This window comes from Pristimantibacillus sp. Z349TD_6, assembly GCF_056173205.1.
In genome coordinates, this window is record NZ_CM149662.1 from 6,940,898 (window position 1) to 6,960,000 (window position 19,103).

Annotated in this window: 14 protein-coding genes, 6 tRNA genes and 3 rRNA genes (1 of these 23 cut by a window edge); 3 read left to right on the forward strand and 20 right to left on the reverse strand. The window is 45.6% G+C overall.

The features are described from left to right. Positions 1-126: 126 nt before the first annotated feature. Both AC0VYE_RS30100 and AC0VYE_RS30105 read left to right on the forward strand, forming a co-directional pair. Positions 127-747 (forward strand): M15 family metallopeptidase, encoded by a 621-nt coding sequence (locus tag AC0VYE_RS30100; protein WP_475444425.1) that lies wholly within the window; start codon positions 127-129, stop codon positions 745-747. 129 nt (positions 748-876) lie between these two features. Then, positions 877-2,205, forward strand: a complete 1,329-nt coding sequence (locus AC0VYE_RS30105) for an IS3 family transposase (RefSeq protein ID WP_475442581.1) — start codon at positions 877-879, stop codon at positions 2,203-2,205. A 105-nt stretch (positions 2,206-2,310) separates the two neighbouring features. Here the strand turns inward: AC0VYE_RS30105 and AC0VYE_RS30110 are convergent, their stop codons facing one another. The 6 genes from AC0VYE_RS30110 to AC0VYE_RS30135 all read right to left on the reverse strand — a co-directional run bounded on the left by AC0VYE_RS30110 (position 2,311) and on the right by AC0VYE_RS30135 (position 7,844). Beyond that, positions 2,311-3,327: an LLM class flavin-dependent oxidoreductase gene (locus tag AC0VYE_RS30110; RefSeq protein ID WP_475444427.1), complete on the reverse strand. Its 1,017-nt coding sequence runs from the start codon at positions 3,325-3,327 to the stop codon at positions 2,311-2,313. A 223-nt stretch (positions 3,328-3,550) separates the two neighbouring features. Next, complete coding sequence (locus AC0VYE_RS30115) at positions 3,551-3,994, reverse strand: RrF2 family transcriptional regulator (RefSeq protein ID WP_076271867.1); 444 nt, start codon at positions 3,992-3,994, stop codon at positions 3,551-3,553. A 225-nt stretch (positions 3,995-4,219) separates the two neighbouring features. After that, the gene (locus AC0VYE_RS30120) at positions 4,220-5,218 is read right to left on the reverse strand and encodes a hypothetical protein (RefSeq protein WP_083682758.1); all 999 of its coding nucleotides are present in this window, start codon (positions 5,216-5,218) and stop codon (positions 4,220-4,222) included. Between the two features lie 42 nt (positions 5,219-5,260). Continuing rightward, entirely contained in the window at positions 5,261-6,031 is a 771-nt protein-coding gene (locus tag AC0VYE_RS30125) for an RNA polymerase sigma factor (RefSeq protein ID WP_475444430.1), read from the reverse strand. A 112-nt stretch (positions 6,032-6,143) separates the two neighbouring features. Beyond that, entirely contained in the window at positions 6,144-7,052 is a 909-nt protein-coding gene (locus AC0VYE_RS30130; RefSeq protein ID WP_475444432.1) for an aldo/keto reductase, read from the reverse strand. 99 nt (positions 7,053-7,151) lie between these two features. Further along, positions 7,152-7,844: a type 1 glutamine amidotransferase gene (locus AC0VYE_RS30135; RefSeq protein ID WP_475444434.1), complete on the reverse strand. Its 693-nt coding sequence runs from the start codon at positions 7,842-7,844 to the stop codon at positions 7,152-7,154. Positions 7,845-8,051: 207 nt separating this feature from the next. Here AC0VYE_RS30135 and AC0VYE_RS30140 point away from each other — a divergent pair, with 207 nt between their 5' ends. Next, positions 8,052-9,113 carry an endonuclease/exonuclease/phosphatase family protein gene (locus AC0VYE_RS30140; protein WP_475444436.1) on the forward strand — a complete coding sequence of 354 codons (1,062 nt, stop codon included), beginning with the start codon at positions 8,052-8,054 and terminating at the stop codon, positions 9,111-9,113. Positions 9,114-9,181: 68 nt separating this feature from the next. Here AC0VYE_RS30140 and AC0VYE_RS30145 read toward each other — a convergent pair whose 3' ends face one another. The 14 genes from AC0VYE_RS30145 to AC0VYE_RS30210 form a co-directional block, all read right to left on the reverse strand. Continuing rightward, positions 9,182-10,477 (reverse strand): outer membrane protein assembly factor BamB family protein, encoded by a 1,296-nt coding sequence (locus tag AC0VYE_RS30145; RefSeq protein ID WP_475444438.1) that lies wholly within the window; start codon positions 10,475-10,477, stop codon positions 9,182-9,184. Between the two features lie 142 nt (positions 10,478-10,619). Beyond that, the gene (locus AC0VYE_RS30150) at positions 10,620-11,036 is read right to left on the reverse strand and encodes a DUF2203 domain-containing protein (RefSeq protein WP_441913722.1); all 417 of its coding nucleotides are present in this window, start codon (positions 11,034-11,036) and stop codon (positions 10,620-10,622) included. A 215-nt stretch (positions 11,037-11,251) separates the two neighbouring features. Next, a complete protein-coding gene (locus AC0VYE_RS30155) occupies positions 11,252-11,836 on the reverse strand; it encodes a GNAT family N-acetyltransferase (protein ID WP_076271872.1) in 585 nt (194 codons plus the stop codon). A 40-nt stretch (positions 11,837-11,876) separates the two neighbouring features. Further along, positions 11,877-12,053, reverse strand: coding sequence for a hypothetical protein (locus AC0VYE_RS30160; protein WP_179089958.1), 177 nt, complete (start codon positions 12,051-12,053; stop codon positions 11,877-11,879). A 659-nt stretch (positions 12,054-12,712) separates the two neighbouring features. Then, the gene (locus tag AC0VYE_RS30165; RefSeq protein WP_475444441.1) at positions 12,713-14,668 is read right to left on the reverse strand and encodes an AraC family transcriptional regulator; all 1,956 of its coding nucleotides are present in this window, start codon (positions 14,666-14,668) and stop codon (positions 12,713-12,715) included. 243 nt (positions 14,669-14,911) lie between these two features. Beyond that, positions 14,912-14,993: transfer RNA gene (locus tag AC0VYE_RS30170), tRNA-Leu, on the reverse strand. 13 nt (positions 14,994-15,006) lie between these two features. Next, positions 15,007-15,083 (reverse strand) — tRNA-Arg (locus tag AC0VYE_RS30175). Positions 15,084-15,100: 17 nt separating this feature from the next. Continuing rightward, a tRNA-Cys gene (locus tag AC0VYE_RS30180) sits at positions 15,101-15,174 on the reverse strand. A gap of 8 nt (positions 15,175-15,182) precedes the next feature. Further along, positions 15,183-15,257 (reverse strand) — tRNA-Gly (locus AC0VYE_RS30185). A gap of 7 nt (positions 15,258-15,264) precedes the next feature. Beyond that, positions 15,265-15,339 (reverse strand) — tRNA-Gln (locus AC0VYE_RS30190). A 30-nt stretch (positions 15,340-15,369) separates the two neighbouring features. Continuing rightward, positions 15,370-15,445: transfer RNA gene (locus AC0VYE_RS30195), tRNA-His, on the reverse strand. Positions 15,446-15,612: 167 nt separating this feature from the next. Beyond that, positions 15,613-18,544 (reverse strand): 23S ribosomal RNA (locus AC0VYE_RS30200). Between the two features lie 239 nt (positions 18,545-18,783). Then, a 5S ribosomal RNA gene (rrf, locus tag AC0VYE_RS30205) occupies positions 18,784-18,900 on the reverse strand. 136 nt (positions 18,901-19,036) lie between these two features. Continuing rightward, positions 19,037-19,103, reverse strand: a 16S ribosomal RNA gene (locus tag AC0VYE_RS30210) (it continues 1,489 nt past the right edge of the window). The 16S, 23S and 5S rRNA genes sit together here with 6 tRNA genes alongside, the layout of an rRNA operon.

Here is a 19,103-nt window from a genome sequence, read left to right on the forward strand (position 1 = left end):
TCATTACTAAAATATTGGTAGAAAGCATAATCAATAGTAATTAAGCCTAATCCCCTACCACAGACTAGGGTGTCAAAATAAACAATATGATAAAATAAGCGGATATAAAACGTAAGGAGATTCAGCATGCTGGAGCGAAATCATGTTTCTCATCCTACATTACAGGCTCAGCTGAGCCTGGCAGCAAGAAGTAAGCGCAAGCGAAACCGAATACTGCTGTTTATTATTTTAGCGCTAACCGCTGCTCTTTTATGGAAAGTTATTCTTTCCTTTGATCCATACTTGCCGAACAATGATCCTATTGAAGCTCCACCCGTAACGGCACTGCATCCTATCGTATTCATTAAGCAGACCGAGCTGATTGCCGAAACGAGCAAGGCCGGCATCACCATTCTCGTCACAGACGGCTTCCGTTCAAGCGAGGAGCAAAATGCGATTTATGCAAAAGGACGCACAACAGAGGGGAAAGTCGTTACGCAAGTTCAAGGCGGACACTCCTATCACAATTACGGCCTTGCTGTCGATTTTGCCCTGCGAACGAAGAAAGGCGAGGTCATATGGGACATGGAGTATGACGGCAATAAAAATGGGCGGTCCGACTGGATGGAAGTTGTTGAAATTGCCAAGCGCCTTGGCTTCTCTTGGGGAGGTGATTGGAAAAACTTCCCTGACTATCCTCATCTTCAAATGGACTTTGGTTATTCCATTAATAAGCTGCGCAAAGGGCACTATCCGCCTATCGAGTAAATCAGCTCATTTAAAGTAAAAAAAGAGTGAAGACTTAAACTGGTACCCATACACTGGACACTTTGAAAAAAGGGTTTAGTGTATGGGTACCTTTTTTTGTATACTAGAGTGAATAGTGGGGGCGGTCATATGAGTAAAAAACACTTTAATCAATATGAACAAGAACAGTTAGCTAACAACCCGTATGTCTTACGAGTCAGCGAAAAATCAATTACGTATGCTGATGAATTCAAACGTGTGTTCATTGACCAATATGTATCGGGACGAACTCCGAGGGAGATTTTTGAAACCAGTGGATTTCAAGTGGAGATCCTCGGGTTGAAGCGGATCGAACAATGTGCAGATCGTTGGAAGAAAGCCTACGAAAAAGATGGGATTACGGGACTTGCGGACTCGAGAAAAGAAGCGGTTCTACGTCCATCAAAACGAGATTTATCTCCTGAAGAGATTATTGCCAGGCAGGATGCAAAGATTAGACTTTTGGAGGCTCAACTGGCATACGTAAAAAAGTTAGACAGGAACGAAAGGAGGCTAACAGCAAACGGAAAGATCCTAAATCCGAGTGATTGTTTTAACCTTATTCAGGAAGCTGTTCAACAAGGTTTGGGGCGAATGACACGTTACCTTTGTCAACTGCTTGACGTGTCACGCTCTGGCTTTTATAACTACCTTCACTCTGCTGACAAGCGTCAGAAGCGTACGTTAGCGGATGAGCAAGCAGGTGCACTTATCAAGAAAGCCTTTCATCGAAGAGGTTATAAAAAAGGCTCCCGATCCATTAAGATGACGCTCCAGAGCGAATATGACACCTGTTACAATCTAAAGCGAATTCAAAGGCTAATGAAAAAATTTGACCTCGTTTGTCCTCATCGAAAACCTAACCCGTATCGACTTATGACCAAAGCTACACTCGAACACCGCACGCTCCCAAATAAGCTGCAGAGGGACTTTAAGAAGGGAATCCCAGGCCTTGTTTTACTCACGGATATCACCTATCTTCCGTATGGAAAATCACAGACGGCTTATTTGTCGACCATTTTGGACGCCTCTACAGGGGAGCTTCTAGCCCGAAATCTCTCCGTATCCCTCCAACTGCCTTTAGTCACAAATACCATTGAATCGTTAATGAAGCAGAAGCGCGTAAAACTTCATAAGAAGGTCTTTATCCATTCCGATCAAGGGAGCCATTACACGAGCCCTACCTACCAGAAATTATTGAAGAGTAAGGGCCTTGGACAATCGATGTCACGTCGTGGAAACTGTTGGGATAATGCACCTCAGGAGTCCTTCTTCGGTCATATGAAAGATCATGTGAAGAGTCAAGACTGTACAACCTTGGCTGAATTAGAACGAGAAATTAATCGCTATATTCGTTATTACAATCATCATAGATATCAGTGGAAACAAAAAAGGATGACTCCTGTTCAGTACAGGAATCATCTCTTAAGTGTGGCTTAGTGCTCTTTTTTTCAAAGTGTCCTTGACTAAGGGGTCAGTTTAACTTGGTTAATAAGTCTTCACTCTTTTCTATTCTGCTTCAATTTTATTAGTTAATTTGGTAGATTACAGACCCGCAATAATTTCATATGAGCGCAATCTAGCTTGGTGATCATAAATATGTGCGGCGACCATAATCTCATCCGCCTTCGTCGCCTCAATATATTGCTTCAGCTTCGTACGTACCGTCTCCGGTCCGCCAACAATGGAAGAGCCTAATTGCTGCATCAAAGCGATCTTCTCCTGCGCTGTCCAGACGTCATCCATATTGCGAACAGGTGCAGGCAAAGCTCCACGCGTGTTGCGAATAAAGGATAGGAACAACTGCTGCATCGATGTTGCTAGATATTCAGCCTCTTCATCCGTATCAGCCGCAATGACATTTACCGCAACCATTCCTTTTGGCTTATCAAGAATCGCTGATGGCTTAAAGCTGCTTCGATAAAGATTCATTGCTGGAACGGTGAAATTAGGCGAGAAATGTCCTGCAAAAGCAAATGGCAATCCTAACTGTGCAGCGAGCAAGGCGCTGAAATCGCTCGAACCCAATAGCCAAATCGGAATATCAAGACCTTCACCCGGAATCGCTCGCACTGGCATGCCCACCTCAGCACTCGCCGGATCTAGAAACGCGCGCAGCTCAGCTAGCTGCTCTGGGAAATCATGCCCATTGCTTCTTCTGTTTCCACGAAGGGCAGCTGCTGTAAGACCATCCGTTCCAGGAGCGCGGCCAAGTCCTAAATCAATACGGCCTGGAAACAACGATTCCAATGTACCGAATTGCTCAGCAATAACGAGCGGTGCATGGTTCGGCAGCATAATCCCCCCAGCGCCTACACGAATCTTGGATGTACCTGCGGCAACATGGCCAATAACGATGGATGTCGCTGAGCTGGCGATGCTTGGCGCATTGTGGTGCTCCGCAAGCCAGTAACGGTTATAGCCCCATTTTTCCGCATGCTGTGCAAGATCTAATGTATTGCTAAGCGATTCGGCAACAGTGCCGCCTTCTACAATGGGAGATACATCAAGAACGGATAACGGAATATTAAAAGCTGAATTGTTTATCGTTTGTTCTGACATGACATTCACTCTTTTCTTTACGAATAGAAGCGATAGCTTCTATTAATATTATTATTTGCAAATCAACTGTACTATTATTAGATACATTTTACACGCAAAAAAGAGCCGCTGCAAATGCATCAGCTTCATGACAGGAGCGGTAATATACAGTATTCAACTCTATTTACCGCTCTATCGTGAAACAGACATGATGCCTGCATAAACTGGCAAGCATTGAAAAGCATCAAACCTGCTTTTCTTTAAGCTGCTGCTGACATTTTCGAATCTTGTCCAAAGCAGTTTGAAGCGTATTTTGCTCCAAATAGGCCACGTAATGAAGCTCTGCCTCGTAAAAAAAATGATCCATCACCACTTGAATATTAGCGGATACCAGACAGTCCTCCTCTGGATTTCCTGAACACCAATGCGGCTTTAGCGTACCGCCTGATAGTGCTCGATATATTTGTGCCAGCGTAACCTCATTCGGCTCACAATTCAAAATATATCCCCCGCCGATTCCTTCCTTCGTCTTCACAAAGCCATGCTTCCGTAAGGAACTCATAATTTTGCGAATACGTGTCGGATTCGTCGAAACGTTGCGAGCAATGGTCTCGCTGCTCGCCATATGATCAGGCAAATAAGCTAACAGCACTAAGCTGTGAACCGCAACCGTAAATTCACTATTCATTTTCACAACTCCCTCTCAAGAAGGATACTGTAATGTTATTTCATACAGTTGATAATGTCAAACCTTCCACCCTAAGAATAGCACAGAGAGAAAGCCTTGGTATAGGCTTTCTCCCTGTCAAACTTTTTTGAGCAGCTTTATTTGACGCTATCGCTGCTTATATCTTTAAAAACTTTCCCCATTGTCTTTCATCATACACTTGCCCAACCGTTACACAATGATGACTCAGTTCACCCAGATCTCCGAATAATATTCCTTCATAAAATGAAACAGCTGCTCCAGTTGCTCCATTCCCTTCGCCTCCGCCTCCTGCGCTTGCCGAAGCAGTACGATTGCACGATCCGCGGCTTCAGGGTCCTTCGGCTTGCCGCCTTCTGGGAATGGGAATAACTCTCTCAGCTTGCCCAGCGCCTCAGCAACTATCTCGTAATGCAGCGCCGCTTCACCCGCATGCTTGCGAACCGTTCTCTCCACAACATTTGTCCCATCCCAGCGGAATGCCAATTCGCGTAAAAAACGAGCAGCGAACTCACGCGCATCAGAAATGACAGCCACGTTATAGGCATGACCATGCTCATCCGCATTTCGCCGCTCCATGACACCAATCCATGCCTCATAACCCGCTAAGCCTTGTACAAATTTATCTTCGAACACATGCGTCCATTCCTTGCCTCGCCCATGATCCACGATCATCGATAACGCCATGCGCAATATTTCGTATTTCGAGTGAGGCAGGCTTTCGCTAATCGTCGTCACGAACAACAAATCAATCTTGGAATCGGCAAAATCGGCATAACTTATCGTGCCATCCTTCGATACATCTTTTGCATGAAAGAGCTGCTTATCATCATCATAACCATAGATCAAACCGAATTCAGGTATAAACAAATCAAATGAAATGGCAGGGATGCCACGGTCGATTGACTGCTGAACGAGAGCGATAGTTCGCTCCACTTTATCCGGTGTTAACGGGAGCATAGGATCAGCCAAACAGCTCGTAAAGCCGAGATTTCCTATATTCCTCCTCAATATATATCCACCTGGGAATGAGGTTGGTCCTGCAGCATTAATACTAACGGGATCAATATTCATGCGAAAAGCATGACCGGTAAATCCCATCACATCTGTTAGCGTAAAATGTTTTTTATCCGTGTAGCTCACCGCGCCATGAATAGCAGCAGCGGCCGAGGTCCATGTTTTGGACCAATCCCTATCCAGCGTCATTATTTTCAGCTCCATTCAAGGTTTATCATAAACATTCTGAACCTACATAGGGGGCGGAGTGAGAATTTTTCTTCTGGGCAAACCGAGCAACGCCCTTTGCTCCACATATAAACTAATCGATATGCGAATACGCTCCTTCTGAAGCTTAACCCTTGATCTCGACAGCATATTGTATACATTTGCAGTCGTCGTATCGAACAGCTCAGCAATCTCAGCCGGCGGCAGCTCGCCAAAAAATCTTGCTTCAAAAATGTCCCGCTCCCGCTTGTTCAAGCATCGGATCAGTGTTTGAATGCTCTGGAGCGTTTCTTGGCGGATGACAGCATGCTCCGGATTTTGACCTTCGCTCGGCTCATTCATGGCTTGATCCGTTAAATGAAACAGGATGCTATCAATATCGCTCCAATCAACCGACTGCCCGCTTATACCTGCCTCTGCTGGCAGCCCTGATTGGCTCATGAAGCTAACGAATGGCCGCTCCTTGCTATAGGGTCCGCCTCTCCTCAGCTTCATGTAGGCTTGATTTCGCACAATCCTGTGCAGCCAAGGAATAAACCTGCTCGCGTCAGTAAGCGTACCGAGGTGCATAAATGCACGAATCAGCGCTTCCTGCACGATGTCCTCTGCCATAAACGCATCCTTCGTCAAGCTGCCAGCGAGCCCAAGCGCCTTAGCTCGATGACGACGCACCAGCTCCCCGAACGCTTCCTCATCGCCGGTTCTTGCTCGTTCAACTAACGACTGCTCCTGTGCTTCTGCCCCTGCTCCACTACTTAACAGAGCTTGCCATTTGGGTGCCCAAACCTCCATCATTCATCCCCCTTACTAGACAGATGCCACTTACGCCAAATATCTATCAATGGATCAAAACTTTTTTATTTTATAATCAAAAAAAAGCTGCCTATCAGGCAGCCTCTCCTATTCTCTAACGGTGCTGTTCAAAACGATTTTCTTTACTTAACCTCTTGATGGTCTCCAGCTCAGCGGGAGATAGCTGATGAGCTTCACTTGCCGCTATATTGTGCAGCAGCTGTTCTAACGAGCTCGCGCCAGGAATAACAGCAGCTACAGCAGGGCTGGCTAAAGCATACCGAATTGCTGTATGCGCCAAATCACGAGAGCCTTCTCCCATCTCTATCAAAACGTCTCGCAAAGACGACAGCTCCTCTTTGTCATAATCCAAATAACCCTTTTCCGCCTTGGCAGCTCCATTATCGGTTAAAATCCCTTTTGCCACCGGACCTCGAGCGATTAAACTAATGCCCTTCTCTTCTAACAAAGGCAATATTTGCTCTTCAGGCCTTCTGTCCAAAATACTATACTGGCTCATCACACTGACGATATTTGAACGCTCCACATATTCTCGAATAACATTTGGACGAATCGAAGAAATGCCGTAATAGCGAATGAGTCCCTCTTGCTTAAGCTCCTCAAATGCTTCAATCGTCTCCGATATGGGATCATCCAGTGTACCTCCATGCAGCTGATACAAATCGATATAGTCCGTTTGGAGCCTTCGCAAGCTGTCTTTTACAGCCGACTTAATATAAGCTTTCGACGGGTCCCACGACCAGCCCGCTTTTCCCTTCTCCCAATGATTGCCGACCTTCGTCGCAAGCACAATATCTGCCCGTTTTCCCTTTATTGCCTCACCGATTATTTCCTCATTAAGACCCTCATCATAAAGATCAGCCGTATCTAGAAAATTAATGCCCTTCTCGATCGCTTCATGTACTAAGGCTGTCGCTTTTACTTTATCTGTCCCTAGTGACATGCAGCCAAGGCCGATCTCACTTATGTAGAGCTCTGATTTCCCGAGACGATTGTGCTTCATGCTTGAACGCTCCTTTTCCTTAACCGATAATCTAGCCGCTTCATTATTCATTTATGATATTACTTTTGGACTAAGGGAGCAACAAAAATGGTGCCACTATTAACACTTTAAGGAAATCTGATCCAATATGCCATGTAGCAGCGTTAGTGACTGCTCAGTGCGCGCGAATTGACTGCGAATCTGTTCAGCTGTTTGAATGTATGGCGCCTGAATAAACTCTGAAGACCAGTGTGCAAACATGGATTCCATGCATGCAGCTGTCGTCTCCAAATGAAATTGCAGTCCCATGACATGCTCGCCATATGCGAATGCCTGCACCTTGCACGCCTCTGAAGAAGCGAGGAGCCGCGTGTCCTGCGGCAAGTCGAAGGTATCGCCATGCCACTGAAACGAAATAAATTGCTCAGGCATGCCGCAGAGCCAAGGATGCTGCTCCTGCGTACGATTAATCGAATGCCAGCCTATTTCTTTATGCGTATTTCGGTATACTCGGCTTCCCAGCAGCTCAGCTATCATTTGAGCGCCAAAGCAGATGCCCAGCACTTTTTTGCCAAGCTGAATAGCTTGCCGTACGAACTGCTTCTCTGCCGTAAGCCAAGGATATTTCTCCTCTTCATAGACGCTCATTGGCCCGCCGCATATAACAAGCAAATCCATCTCGTCAAGCCATTTGGCATCAATCTCAAGAGCAGGATCCTTTATATCCAAGCGATGTCCTCCAAGGCTGGCCCATGAACGAAACGCATAATCATCATCAAAAGCGAAGTGTTTAAAAGCTATTATATTCATCATTCATTCCCCATCCTTGGTCGCATATGACCTGTAATGAGCTTAATTATAGTCTCATTATTTAGTATCGTTAATATCACTTTCCTGAATAGTGGGAAAGCATCAATAAAAAAACAACTAGTTCCCTAACCCATATCATGGTACATTTCCAGTAGCATACTTATAAACTTAAATGTGAGTACCGCAATACGTAATGAAAGGATGGAACATATGGGGAAAAAGATATTAAAAACAATTGGCACGCTTGTCCTACTCGCAGTTGCGATAGCGGGAGGGTTTTTACTGTATATTACTTTATCCGATTATAAACCTGCAGAAGTTATCGAGATTACGTCAGAAAATAATAAAGGGCAACCCATTGAGCAAGGCGTTCCATTTACAGTTACGACCTTCAATATCGGCTATGCTGGCTTGGACAAAAAACAAGATTTTTTTATGGATGGAGGTAAAAAATCACGCTCCAGCAGCAAAAATCAAACGATTTCCAATCTAGACTCCATTTCGTCCTTTATGAAAACAAACCAATCCAACTTTTTTTTGCTTCAGGAAGTCGATGCCCGCTCATCAAGAAGCTACCATATTAATGAAATAGACTATTTGGCAAAACCTTTGGAAGATTACAGCTATGCATTTGCTTATAACTATAAAGTGGCATGGGTTCCCGTCCCGATTTTTAATCCAATGGGTTCCGTTCAGAGCGGCCTTCTAACCTTCTCAACATTCAAAAACAAAAGCAATCAGCGATACGATCTTCCAGGTAAAGAGAGCTGGCCGATACAGCAGCTTGAATTGGATCGTGCTTTTATAGAAAGCAGATTTGAGGTCAATAACGGCAAAGAGCTTATTGTTATCAATCTTCATTTATCTGCCTTTGATGAGGGCGGCAAAATCCGCAAGCAGCAATTGGATTATTTAGCCGCATTTTTAGAGAAGGAGAATGGCAAGGGCAATTATATTATTGTAGGCGGAGATTGGAACCATGCCCTGCCCGGCACTACCCCTGATCGATTCGAAACGACACAGGCATGGCCAGAATGGCTTCAGCAATTTCCTGAGGATTTCAAACCAAGCGGCTTCAAGTGGATGGTTGACGACAGCATCGCTACTGTACGCACATTAGATGTTGCATACACGGAAGGCGTTAATTTCAGAGCCGTCATTGATGGTTTTCTCGTTTCTTCAAACGTAGATAAAATTCAGCTGCAAAGTACAGATTTAGCATTTGAACACAGCGACCATAATCCGGTAACCGCTGAGTTTATTTTACGATAAAGCAAAGAGCCCCGATTTTTCGTAATCGGGGCTCTTTTGTTATTAGCGCTCATTGAGCTGTTATTTAATTATTTGACGCTAGATTTCAAGCTGGTTGGTTGTTTAAATGCGAGCAGCTTGCCTTTTGTCTGGATCACAATCATTCCGCTCTCAAGCAGCGTCTCTCCAAACTCTCTTTCATTTGTTTTTAATTGTACAATTGGCGCTGCTGTATCTAAATGGATAGCTGATACCGTTCCATCCGTTTGCGCCACATATATCCCTTTACCAATTAAATCAAAACGTGCGATGAGGCCTGTTACACCAGCATTATAATCTACGGTTGTCTTATTAATTAATTTAACACCATATATCCCGCGGCCATTCGTATAAATCAATTTCCCCTCATATGGCCCAGCCGCATATTTGAATCCTGGCGCGTAAACAACAGGCTTATACACCTTGGGCTCTATTTTGCTCGGATCAGCATTTAGAGGGTAACTATACACCTCAGAATTGAAATTAACGAATACGTTGTCCCCGTTAATCCAAGCGTCTCCTTCGTTGCCGGATTCTCCTTTATTTAAGTCAATCTTTAGAGGATTATATTGTACGCTGTTAAGTACTTTGCCCGTCTTGATATCTAGGGTATCAAGTGTAGTTAATGGAGCAGGCTCAAACAGGTTAACGAGCTTCTGCGCAGTTAGAGTTCCATCCTTTGCTCCAATAGGAAAGTTGTAATGTGCAGCTTCCCAAACCCTTTTTCCTGTCTTGCGATCAAAAGCATGAAGGAGCGAGTAAGTGTAAGCACCTGATAGCTCATTTTCTCCTATTATAAAATCGCCATGAAACAGTATCTTTGTGTGCAGCGGCTCTTTGTAATTGTCACGCCACTGAAATTTACCATCCTTTATGCTGTAAGCTTGAATGTCTCCATTAAAGGTGAACAGCCGATCGCCATCCGGAATAATATCATGAATGTTATTAGCGTTCACGGAAGCCACCCATACTTTTATGCCAGAGGACGCCTTAATAGCGTGAACACGGCCTCCGCTCGAATTAACGTACAGTTGGCCTTCCTTATATACGACAGGAGCTTTGAGCTGACTGCCATACTCCCACAGCTTTTTCCCATTCTGAATATTAACAGCTATTACTTTTCCCTTTAGCAAATAAAAGACTTTACCTTCACCTGTTGCTGCTATACCTTCGTAGTTCAATGACCATTGCGGTTTAATAATAGGAGCTGCTATCTCCGTTTCCTTGTTATCTCCCACATAGGAAGTACGTGAATCAAATGATGCAGATACAACAGAACTCATTAATAGTAGAGAACAGCATGCCATCAAAACGCCTCGCGAAAAAGCTGTTTTCCAGTTTCTCATTTCACACCTTCTTATCTCTAATTTTCATCGCTTAACTTACATAACGTATAATAATTGTAAAATGTTTCTAATCATTCCGTGTTGTCTTCACACTAAAAAGACCAGCCAAGGATAAATCCTTGCTGGTCATTAATTATGAATACTATTCATCCTGCGGGAACGGTTTTCTACCCATAAACCCGTCATGCAAACCATGATAATGGCTAACCTCAGCTTCGCCTTCCTTCCAGCAAATCAGAATATCCTCATTACCCAGCACCGCTGGAAAGTCAATTAAACCAGGAGTAATCATTTTCAACTGCACGCCTTTTCGCGAGAAGTTTTCAATTAACAGGTCTACCTCCATCTTCATAAATTCCAGCTGGCTTTCCCTCTCAAAGAAAGGGTCCTCACTGCCTTCAATAGCAGCAAAAACTTGTTCATAAGCAGCCTTCTCTTTCTGATAACTTATATATAAATCTTCAAATTGCGCCGTAATGTGTTGAAGCTTCCGTAAATCCTCTTGCAACTGCGGCAGCATCTCGTTCGCTTCGCTCAGCGTGAAGGTTTTGTTCCCCATCCCGTAAACACTCCCTATCTGATGATGATCATTTATTTCATTCCATAATAAGTATCCTACACTCTCTTTCAAGCTCCGTAAAGGAATGGGTTCTAGAGAAGAGCTGGAATCTGCTCCTCTTTTGACGAAAGAGCAAGGTTCTGTTTTCCCTCGAATGATCGATGATACCTATACATGGTTGAGAAAATAAGCCTATGTAGTGCTGTTCTTTTTCTTCAAAATTCTTTGCCTCTTACCTTCGCAAACACCATCGTATCCCGCAGAATACCGTTGACATCACATTTTTCATTTCGGAGTATGCCTTCTAACGTGAAGCCCAGTCGCTCCGCAACTCGCGCGCTTCGATAATTCCTAGCATCACAACGTATTTCAATACGATTGGCTTCTAGCTCATTTATTGCAAATGTTGAAATTGCATTCGTCGCTTCCGTTATAAAGCCTTGGCCGCTGTAAGCTGTACGAGCCCAGTACCCGATTTCAAATTTTCGCGCTTGCCAATTTATGCGATGAAGACCGCTGCTTCCTATCAACTGACCTGTATCCTTTAAAAAAAGAAGCAGCATGAGGTCTGAACGATCCATATACTTGGACCGTGACTTCCTGATGACAACTTCAGATTCTTGAATCGTCGGCATCGCTTGAGCCCATGGCATCCAAGGCTTAAGCTCATTTTCACTTTCTCTAACGGCCTCATTCAGCTTCGCTCCGTCCCCCCATTGAGGCGCGCGGATAAGAAGACGGCTGCTTTCAAAACTCTCTGGAATGGATAACAGCAACGGGTTGTTATTATAATGGCTCATCTTAACGCACCTCCAAGCATGGCTTCCTTTCAGAAGGAAATTATAAGCGTCTGTTGCCTTTTTCATCTAAATGAATATCTAAAGCTTTGATCGCTCTTATCAAAAGTTTAATAAGTAAAAATAAACAATAAATACCCATAAGCGCAACGACACCATACACAATAAACAATACTATTGGAAATATTCCAAAAATAATACCTGATGACATACCGTCCATTACTCATATCCCCCTTATGTATTTATTTTAAAGAACAGAAAAGTTCAGTTATGTATTAACTTACAGATATTAACTGTAAAATGCAATCATCACTATGATCATTTTTACCTACGGCTACGATATTGCGTCAAGAGCAAGCATTCTTCTGAACAAAAAATGAGCCATACCTAAAATACTCTTATCGAAGTAGGTGTCTAGACAATTCTTCAATAAAGGGATTTTAGTATGACTCACTATCAGATTAATGCATATTCTGAAACTTTAGCATTTTTAATAATCCATCGATCTACTCATTCAAATACGTCGTCACCCGATTTTGGATCAGCTTGCTTACTTCTTCCGCAGATTTCTGCCCGCTCATGAAGCTATTGAACTCCTCCATGTCTCCGGCCTTGTAAGGACTCGCAGAAATAACCTAAAAAGAAGCAGTTTTTAGACGAAGAATCAAACTAAAATAAAAGTTTTAATAGAACAGCTCCGTTTCCTACCTTTAACAAAAGTACGGAACGAACACTCAAGGGACGACAATTAATACCAATTGCTTCTTCTTTTTTGCCGGGAAGGACAAGGATAAGAAGACTTTCATCACCTAGTTTAGTCGCTTTGCGTAGCACAATAAAAAAAGGGAAAGCATGCTCGCCTCCCCTTAATACTGTGAATTATTGTATACCAAAGGCAGCGAGTACATCGTCGATTTTCATACTGTCTGCTGTAGGTCCATTCAGCATCCAATGTCTGGATGACATCTTGTACACATGTCCTTGCTTAACCGCAGGAATGGACTTCCATACTTTCAGATCCTCCACTACATTCATTTCCTGTAAAGCAGCCTGCGCTTCGTCCTCAGAATCAAACGAGCCGCCGACCGTGACAAATAAATAGTCCGCAGTCAAATTAGACAGTGTTTCAAGTGATGCTTCTATCCCCCAAGTGCCTTCTTCCTCTTTACTTTGCAAATTTGCCAACATCGGTTCAAGCGTTAAGCCTAAATCTTTGTACGCGATGTTAGTATAGGAGAATGCCGGGAAAAACAGTTGAACATCCTTCTCCGATGGTCGAATAAAAGCTAAAGTTCGATCCGTCCCTATTTTCGCAACGATAGCCTCTTTAGCCTTAAGCAGCTTTTCCTCGTAATCTTGAATGACCAACTGAGCTTTCTCTTCGAGATCAATTGCCTTACCGATAGCGGCTATGGATGTCTTCCAGTCGCTGCGATCATAGACAATAGTTGGAGCAATTTTACTTAGCTGCTCATACGATTCTGTATCCGTGGCCAAAAGATTGGCAATAATCAAATCAGGTTTTGAGCTGAGAATAGACTCATAATTTAAACCGCCTGGCGTGTAGACTGATGGAATCTTTTTTGCTTGCAGCGTATCATACAAGTACTGCCCCTTCATGGATTGGGCATGAACCATCGGCGCATCAAGCGCAAGCATAATGTCCTCGAGCCCGTTCACGGCTATGCGCTGCGGATTGATTGGAATTTCGCTTTCTCCCATCATATGCTTAACCAGCTTTGTCTGCTGTTGCTCCTGTGCGACCGTTGCTGGAGAGCCAGCTGTAGCGGATGGTTCATTGGAACCTGTTGAAGCCCCGCAACCACTGAATAACAAAGTCATGCAGAGCAGCATCACTGCGCCTACTGATAGTTTTAAATCTTTGTACATCGTTAAATCTCCCTCTTTTCCATAATGAGAATCATTATCATTATAGCCCTGACCTTTGCGAGGGACAATAGCTTGTCCTGAACTATTAAATGGACTTTTCTGAACCGATATTTCTGCTGCCAGTGATCTAAAGTGCAGCGGTGATGTGCCGGTTTGTTTTTTGAACACGCGGCTGAAATAGTAGACATCCAAATATCCTATGCCAAGCGAAATTTCTTGAAGAGATGCCTTCGTTTCTTTCAACAGCCTGCTTGCGTGTTCAATGCGAACTTGGGTCAAATATTCATTAGGCGTTGTTCCTTGCTGTTTTTTGAACACGCGAGTCAAATAGCTGGAGCTGCAGCCAAGCAGCTCGGCCAGACTCTCAACCGTAAATGCATCCGAATAGTTGGTCTCTATGTAGCGTGTAGCTTGGGACACAAGGTCAGCTCGAGTCTCCCCAAGCTCCTGCCCAGCCATCTGACCAAGTAATTCATGTACAAATTGATAAAGAACGCCTTTGGCATACAGCTTGTCGAGCAGCGTAAGCTTGCGCCAGCTTTGTTCCATAATCTCGAATTTTGAATGAAGGGCAAGCGGAGCATGAGGCGTGAATCCATATTGAATGTGGAAAGGACTGCTGCGTTTTAACAATCGATCCAAGTAGCGGTTGCCAGGGACAGCTAAAAAAGCCTTGTACATAATAAGATCATATTCGAGGCGATCCCCTGAGGAGATAATGTCCAGGCTCATGCCTTTTCTGCCATGAAGCAAATGAAAGCCATCGACGGCATAACCAACACCGTCCAGCATCACCCGCCCACGTCCGTATGTCACCCACAGAAAAGCATTGGATGGAAGCTTGTAACCGCGAAGCTCGTCTCCATGTGCCAACGACTGATGTCTAATGTCGAGCAGCTTGACATTGGCTTCGTTCCACAGCAATAGATGTTCATTCCAATCCATACCAATCACTTCCTGATACTAAAAAATATGGCCTATTTAATGAGGCTGTATCTCATTATAATTGAAAATAATTCTCATAACTAGTGTTTTGTATGACCACGTATCCAGTGGATTTAACTATAGTTAATTTCATTTGGAGTATATTTCGAAGCTATCATCGGCTCTTGCTATTAAAGGGGTTTTAAAGCTAAACAAAAAAAGCTCATTAGATAAAATATCTAATGAACTATTGTTTATACAATATGGTGCCGATGAGAGGACTCGAACCTCCACGGTTTCCCTCACGATTTTGAGTCGCGCGCGTCTGCCATTCCGCCACATCGGCATTTGAGTAAAGATGGCGTGCCCTAAGAGATTCGAACTCCTGGCCTTTTGATTCGTAGTCAAACGCTCTATCCAGCTGAGCTAAGGGCACATTTTATAAAATTGTAATGGAGGCGCCACCTAGACTCGAACTAGGGGTAGAGCTTTTGCAGAGCTCTGCCTTACCACTTGGCTATGGCGCCAACTTAAATGGAGCGGAAGACGGGAATCGAACCCGCGACCCTCGCCTTGGCAAGGCGATGCTCTACCGCTGAGCCACTTCCGCAACTAAATGGCTGGGGATTCAGGGATCGAACCTGAGAATGACGGAGTCAAAGTCCGTTGCCTTACCGCTTGGCTAATCCCCAACAAAAAAATGCCATACTACTTTTAAAAAATGGGGCGATCGAGGGGAATTGAACCCCCGAGTGTCGGATCCACAAACCGATGCGTTAACCACTTCGCCACGACCGCCATAAATAAAATCAGGTGCTGAACAAAAAAGAAAACCCACTTTTGTGGGTCGTCTGCTAATGCACGCATTAGCAAGTTGCGCCCTGAAAACTGGATACGAAAGATTAGGCTTGCTGAAGCCTTTTTAGCTGCTGTCTACTGGATGTATGGGTCACAGTAAACGTGTTTAGGATAAGCCCTCGACCGATTAGTATTCGTCAGCTACACACATTGCTGTGCTTCCACTCCGAACCTATCAACCTCGTCGTCTTCAAGGGGTCTTACATACTGGGAAATCTCATCTTGAGGGGGGCTTCACGCTTAGATGCTTTCAGCGCTTATCCCGTCCGTACTTGGCTACCCAGCGGTGCTCCTGGCGGAACAACTGGTACACCAGCGGTACGTCCATCCCGGTCCTCTCGTACTAAGGACAGCTCCTCTCAAATTTCCTGCGCCCGCGACAGATAGGGACCGAACTGTCTCACGACGTTCTGAACCCAGCTCGCGTACCGCTTTAATGGGCGAACAGCCCAACCCTTGGGACCTACTTCAGCCCCAGGATGCGATGAGCCGACATCGAGGTGCCAAACCTCCCCGTCGATGTGGACTCTTGGGGGAGATAAGCCTGTTATCCCCAGGGTAGCTTTTATCCGTTGAGCGATGGCCCTTCCATTCGGTACCACCGGATCACTAAGCCCTACTTTCGTACCTGCTCGACTTGTAGGTCTCGCAGTCAAGCTCCCTTATGCCTTTGCACTCTTCGAATGATTTCCAACCATTCTGAGGGAACCTTTGGGCGCCTCCGTTACATTTTAGGAGGCGACCGCCCCAGTCAAACTGTCCACCTGACACGGTCCCCGAACCGGTTTCACGGTTCTAGGTTAGAACTCCGATACGATCAGGGTGGTATCCCAACGTTGCCTCCACACAAGCTGGCGCTCATGCTTCAAAGGCTCCCACCTATCCTGTACAGATCGTACCAAAGTTCAATATCAAGTTACAGTAAAGCTCCATGGGGTCTTTCCGTCTTGTCGCGGGTAACCTGCATCTTCACAGGTATTAAAATTTCACCGGATCTCTCGTTGAGACAGCGCCCAAGTCGTTACGCCATTCGTGCGGGTCAGAATTTACCTGACAAGGAATTTCGCTACCTTAGGACCGTTATAGTTACGGCCGCCGTTTACTGGGGCTTCGGTTCACAGCTTCGGATTTCTCCTAACCGCTCCCCTTAACCTTCCAGCACCGGGCAGGCGTCAGCCCGTATACTTCGCCTTACGGCTTCGCACAGACCTGTGTTTTTGCTAAACAGTCGCTTGGGCCTTTTCACTGCGGCCCCCTCGGGCTATTCACCCTACCGAGGCACCCCTTCTCCCGAAGTTACGGGGTCATTTTGCCGAGTTCCTTAACGAGAGTTCTTCCGCGCGCCTTAGCATGCTCTGCTCGCCTACCTGTGTCGGTTTGCGGTACGGGCACCTAGATCTCACTAGAGGCTTTTCTTGACAGCCGGAGTACATGACCTTCGCTACTGCAATTTTCGCTCCCCATCACAGCCCAGCCTTATGATCGACGGATTTGCCTATCGATCAGCCTCACTGCTTGGACGGACTATTCCATCAGTCCGCGTCACTGCCCTTCTGTGTCACCCCATTGCTCAAACGATCCTCGGTGGTACAGGAATTTCAACCTGTTGTCCATCCACTACGCCTTTCGGCCTCGCGTTAGGTCCCGACTTACCCTGAGAGGACGAGCCTTCCTCAGGAACCCTTAGGCTTTCGGCGGACAAGATTCTCACTTGTCTTTTCGTTACTCATACCGGCATTCTCACTTGAATACAGTCCACCAGTCCTCACGGTCCAACTTCAATCCGTATTCAACGCTCCCCTACCCAAGTACCATACGGTACATGTCATAGCTTCGGTGGTGTGTTTAGCCCCGTTACATTTTCGGCGCAGAGTCACTCGACCAGTGAGCTATTACGCACTCTTTAAATGATGGCTGCTTCTAAGCCAACATCCTGGTTGTCTTTGCAACTCCACATCCTTTCCCACTTAACACACACTTGGGGACCTTAGCTGATGATCTGGGCTGTTTCCCTCTTGACAATGGATCTTAGCACTCACTGTCTGACTCCCGAGTAGCACGTCTATGGCATTCGGAGTTTGACTGGACTTGGTAACCCTTGGCGGGCCCCGCACCCAATCAGTGCTCTACCTCCACGACGCTCATTCCTCGAGGCTAGCCCTAAAGCTATTTCGGGGAGAACCAGCTATCTCCGAGTTCGATTGGAATTTCTCCGCTACCCCCACCTCATCCCCGCATTTTTCAACATGCGTGGGTTCGGGCCTCCAGTGCGTGTTACCGCACCTTCACCCTGGACAGGGGTAGATCACACGGTTTCGGGTCTACGACCACGTACTTATTCGCCCTATTCAGACTCGCTTTCGCTACGGCTCCGTCTTCCCGACTTAACCTTGCACGTGATCGTAACTCGCCGGTTCATTCTACAAAAGGCACGCCATCACCCATTTAACGGGCTCTGACTTTTTGTAAGCGCACGGTTTCAGGTTCTTTTTCACTCCGCTTCCGCGGTGCTTTTCACCTTTCCCTCACGGTACTGCTTCACTATCGGTCACCAGGGAGTATTTAGCCTTGGCAGATGGTCCTGCCGGATTCCGACGGGGTTTCTCGTGTCCCGCCGTACTCAGGATCCGTCTCGGAGGGTGCTTGCTTTCGGTTACAGGGCTTTTACCTGCTCTGGCGGGCCTTTCCAGACCTCTTCGCCTACCAAACACTTTTGTAACTCCATGTGAGACGTCCTACAACCCCAAGAAGCAAGCTTCTTGGTTTGGGCTAATCCGCGTTCGCTCGCCGCTACTGACGGAATCACTATTGTTTTCTCTTCCTCAGGGTACTTAGATGTTTCAGTTCCCCTGGTATGCCTCTTACTAACCTATGTATTCAGTTAGTAGTAACTATCCATTACGATAGCTGGGTTTCCCCATTCGGAAATCCTCGGATCAATGCCTGCTTACGGCTCCCCGGGGCGGTATCGTTGTTCGCCACGTCCTTCTTCGGCTCCTGGTGCCTAGGCATCCTCCGTGCGCTCTTACTAGCTTAACCATTTTGCTCAGGTGATTCGGCTTGTGCGCCGTTTTCATTTTGTTTCTCTGATCTCCTAAGACATCAAGTGGTTGAAACAAAACGAAAAGAAGTCGCAACAATCTCGAACACCTTTCGCTTACGTAAAAACAACTAAAGGATGTTTCAGCAATTCTTTTTCTTTCGTTATCCAGTTTTCAAGGTGCAAAGTAAATCACAGACAACCTCTCGGTTGCTGTTAGGTGTAAAACATAACACCTGCTTGGCGACGTCCTACTCTCCCAAGACCCTGCGGTCTAAGTACCATCGGCGCTGAAGGGCTTAACGGTCGTGTTCGGTATGGGAACGCGTGGTTCACCTCCGCCATCGCCACCAAACGGATGACTTGACTTACATTGAAAGAAGGTTTCCAGAACCCTTTACAGGGTGCGGTTACTCTTTCAAAACTGACAACGAGTAAGCGATAAACTGCCAAGTTTATCCGAACCTCATCGGGCTCGGGTATTTCCTTAGAAAGGAGGTGATCCAGCCGCACCTTCCGATACGGCTACCTTGTTACGACTTCACCCCAATCATCTAC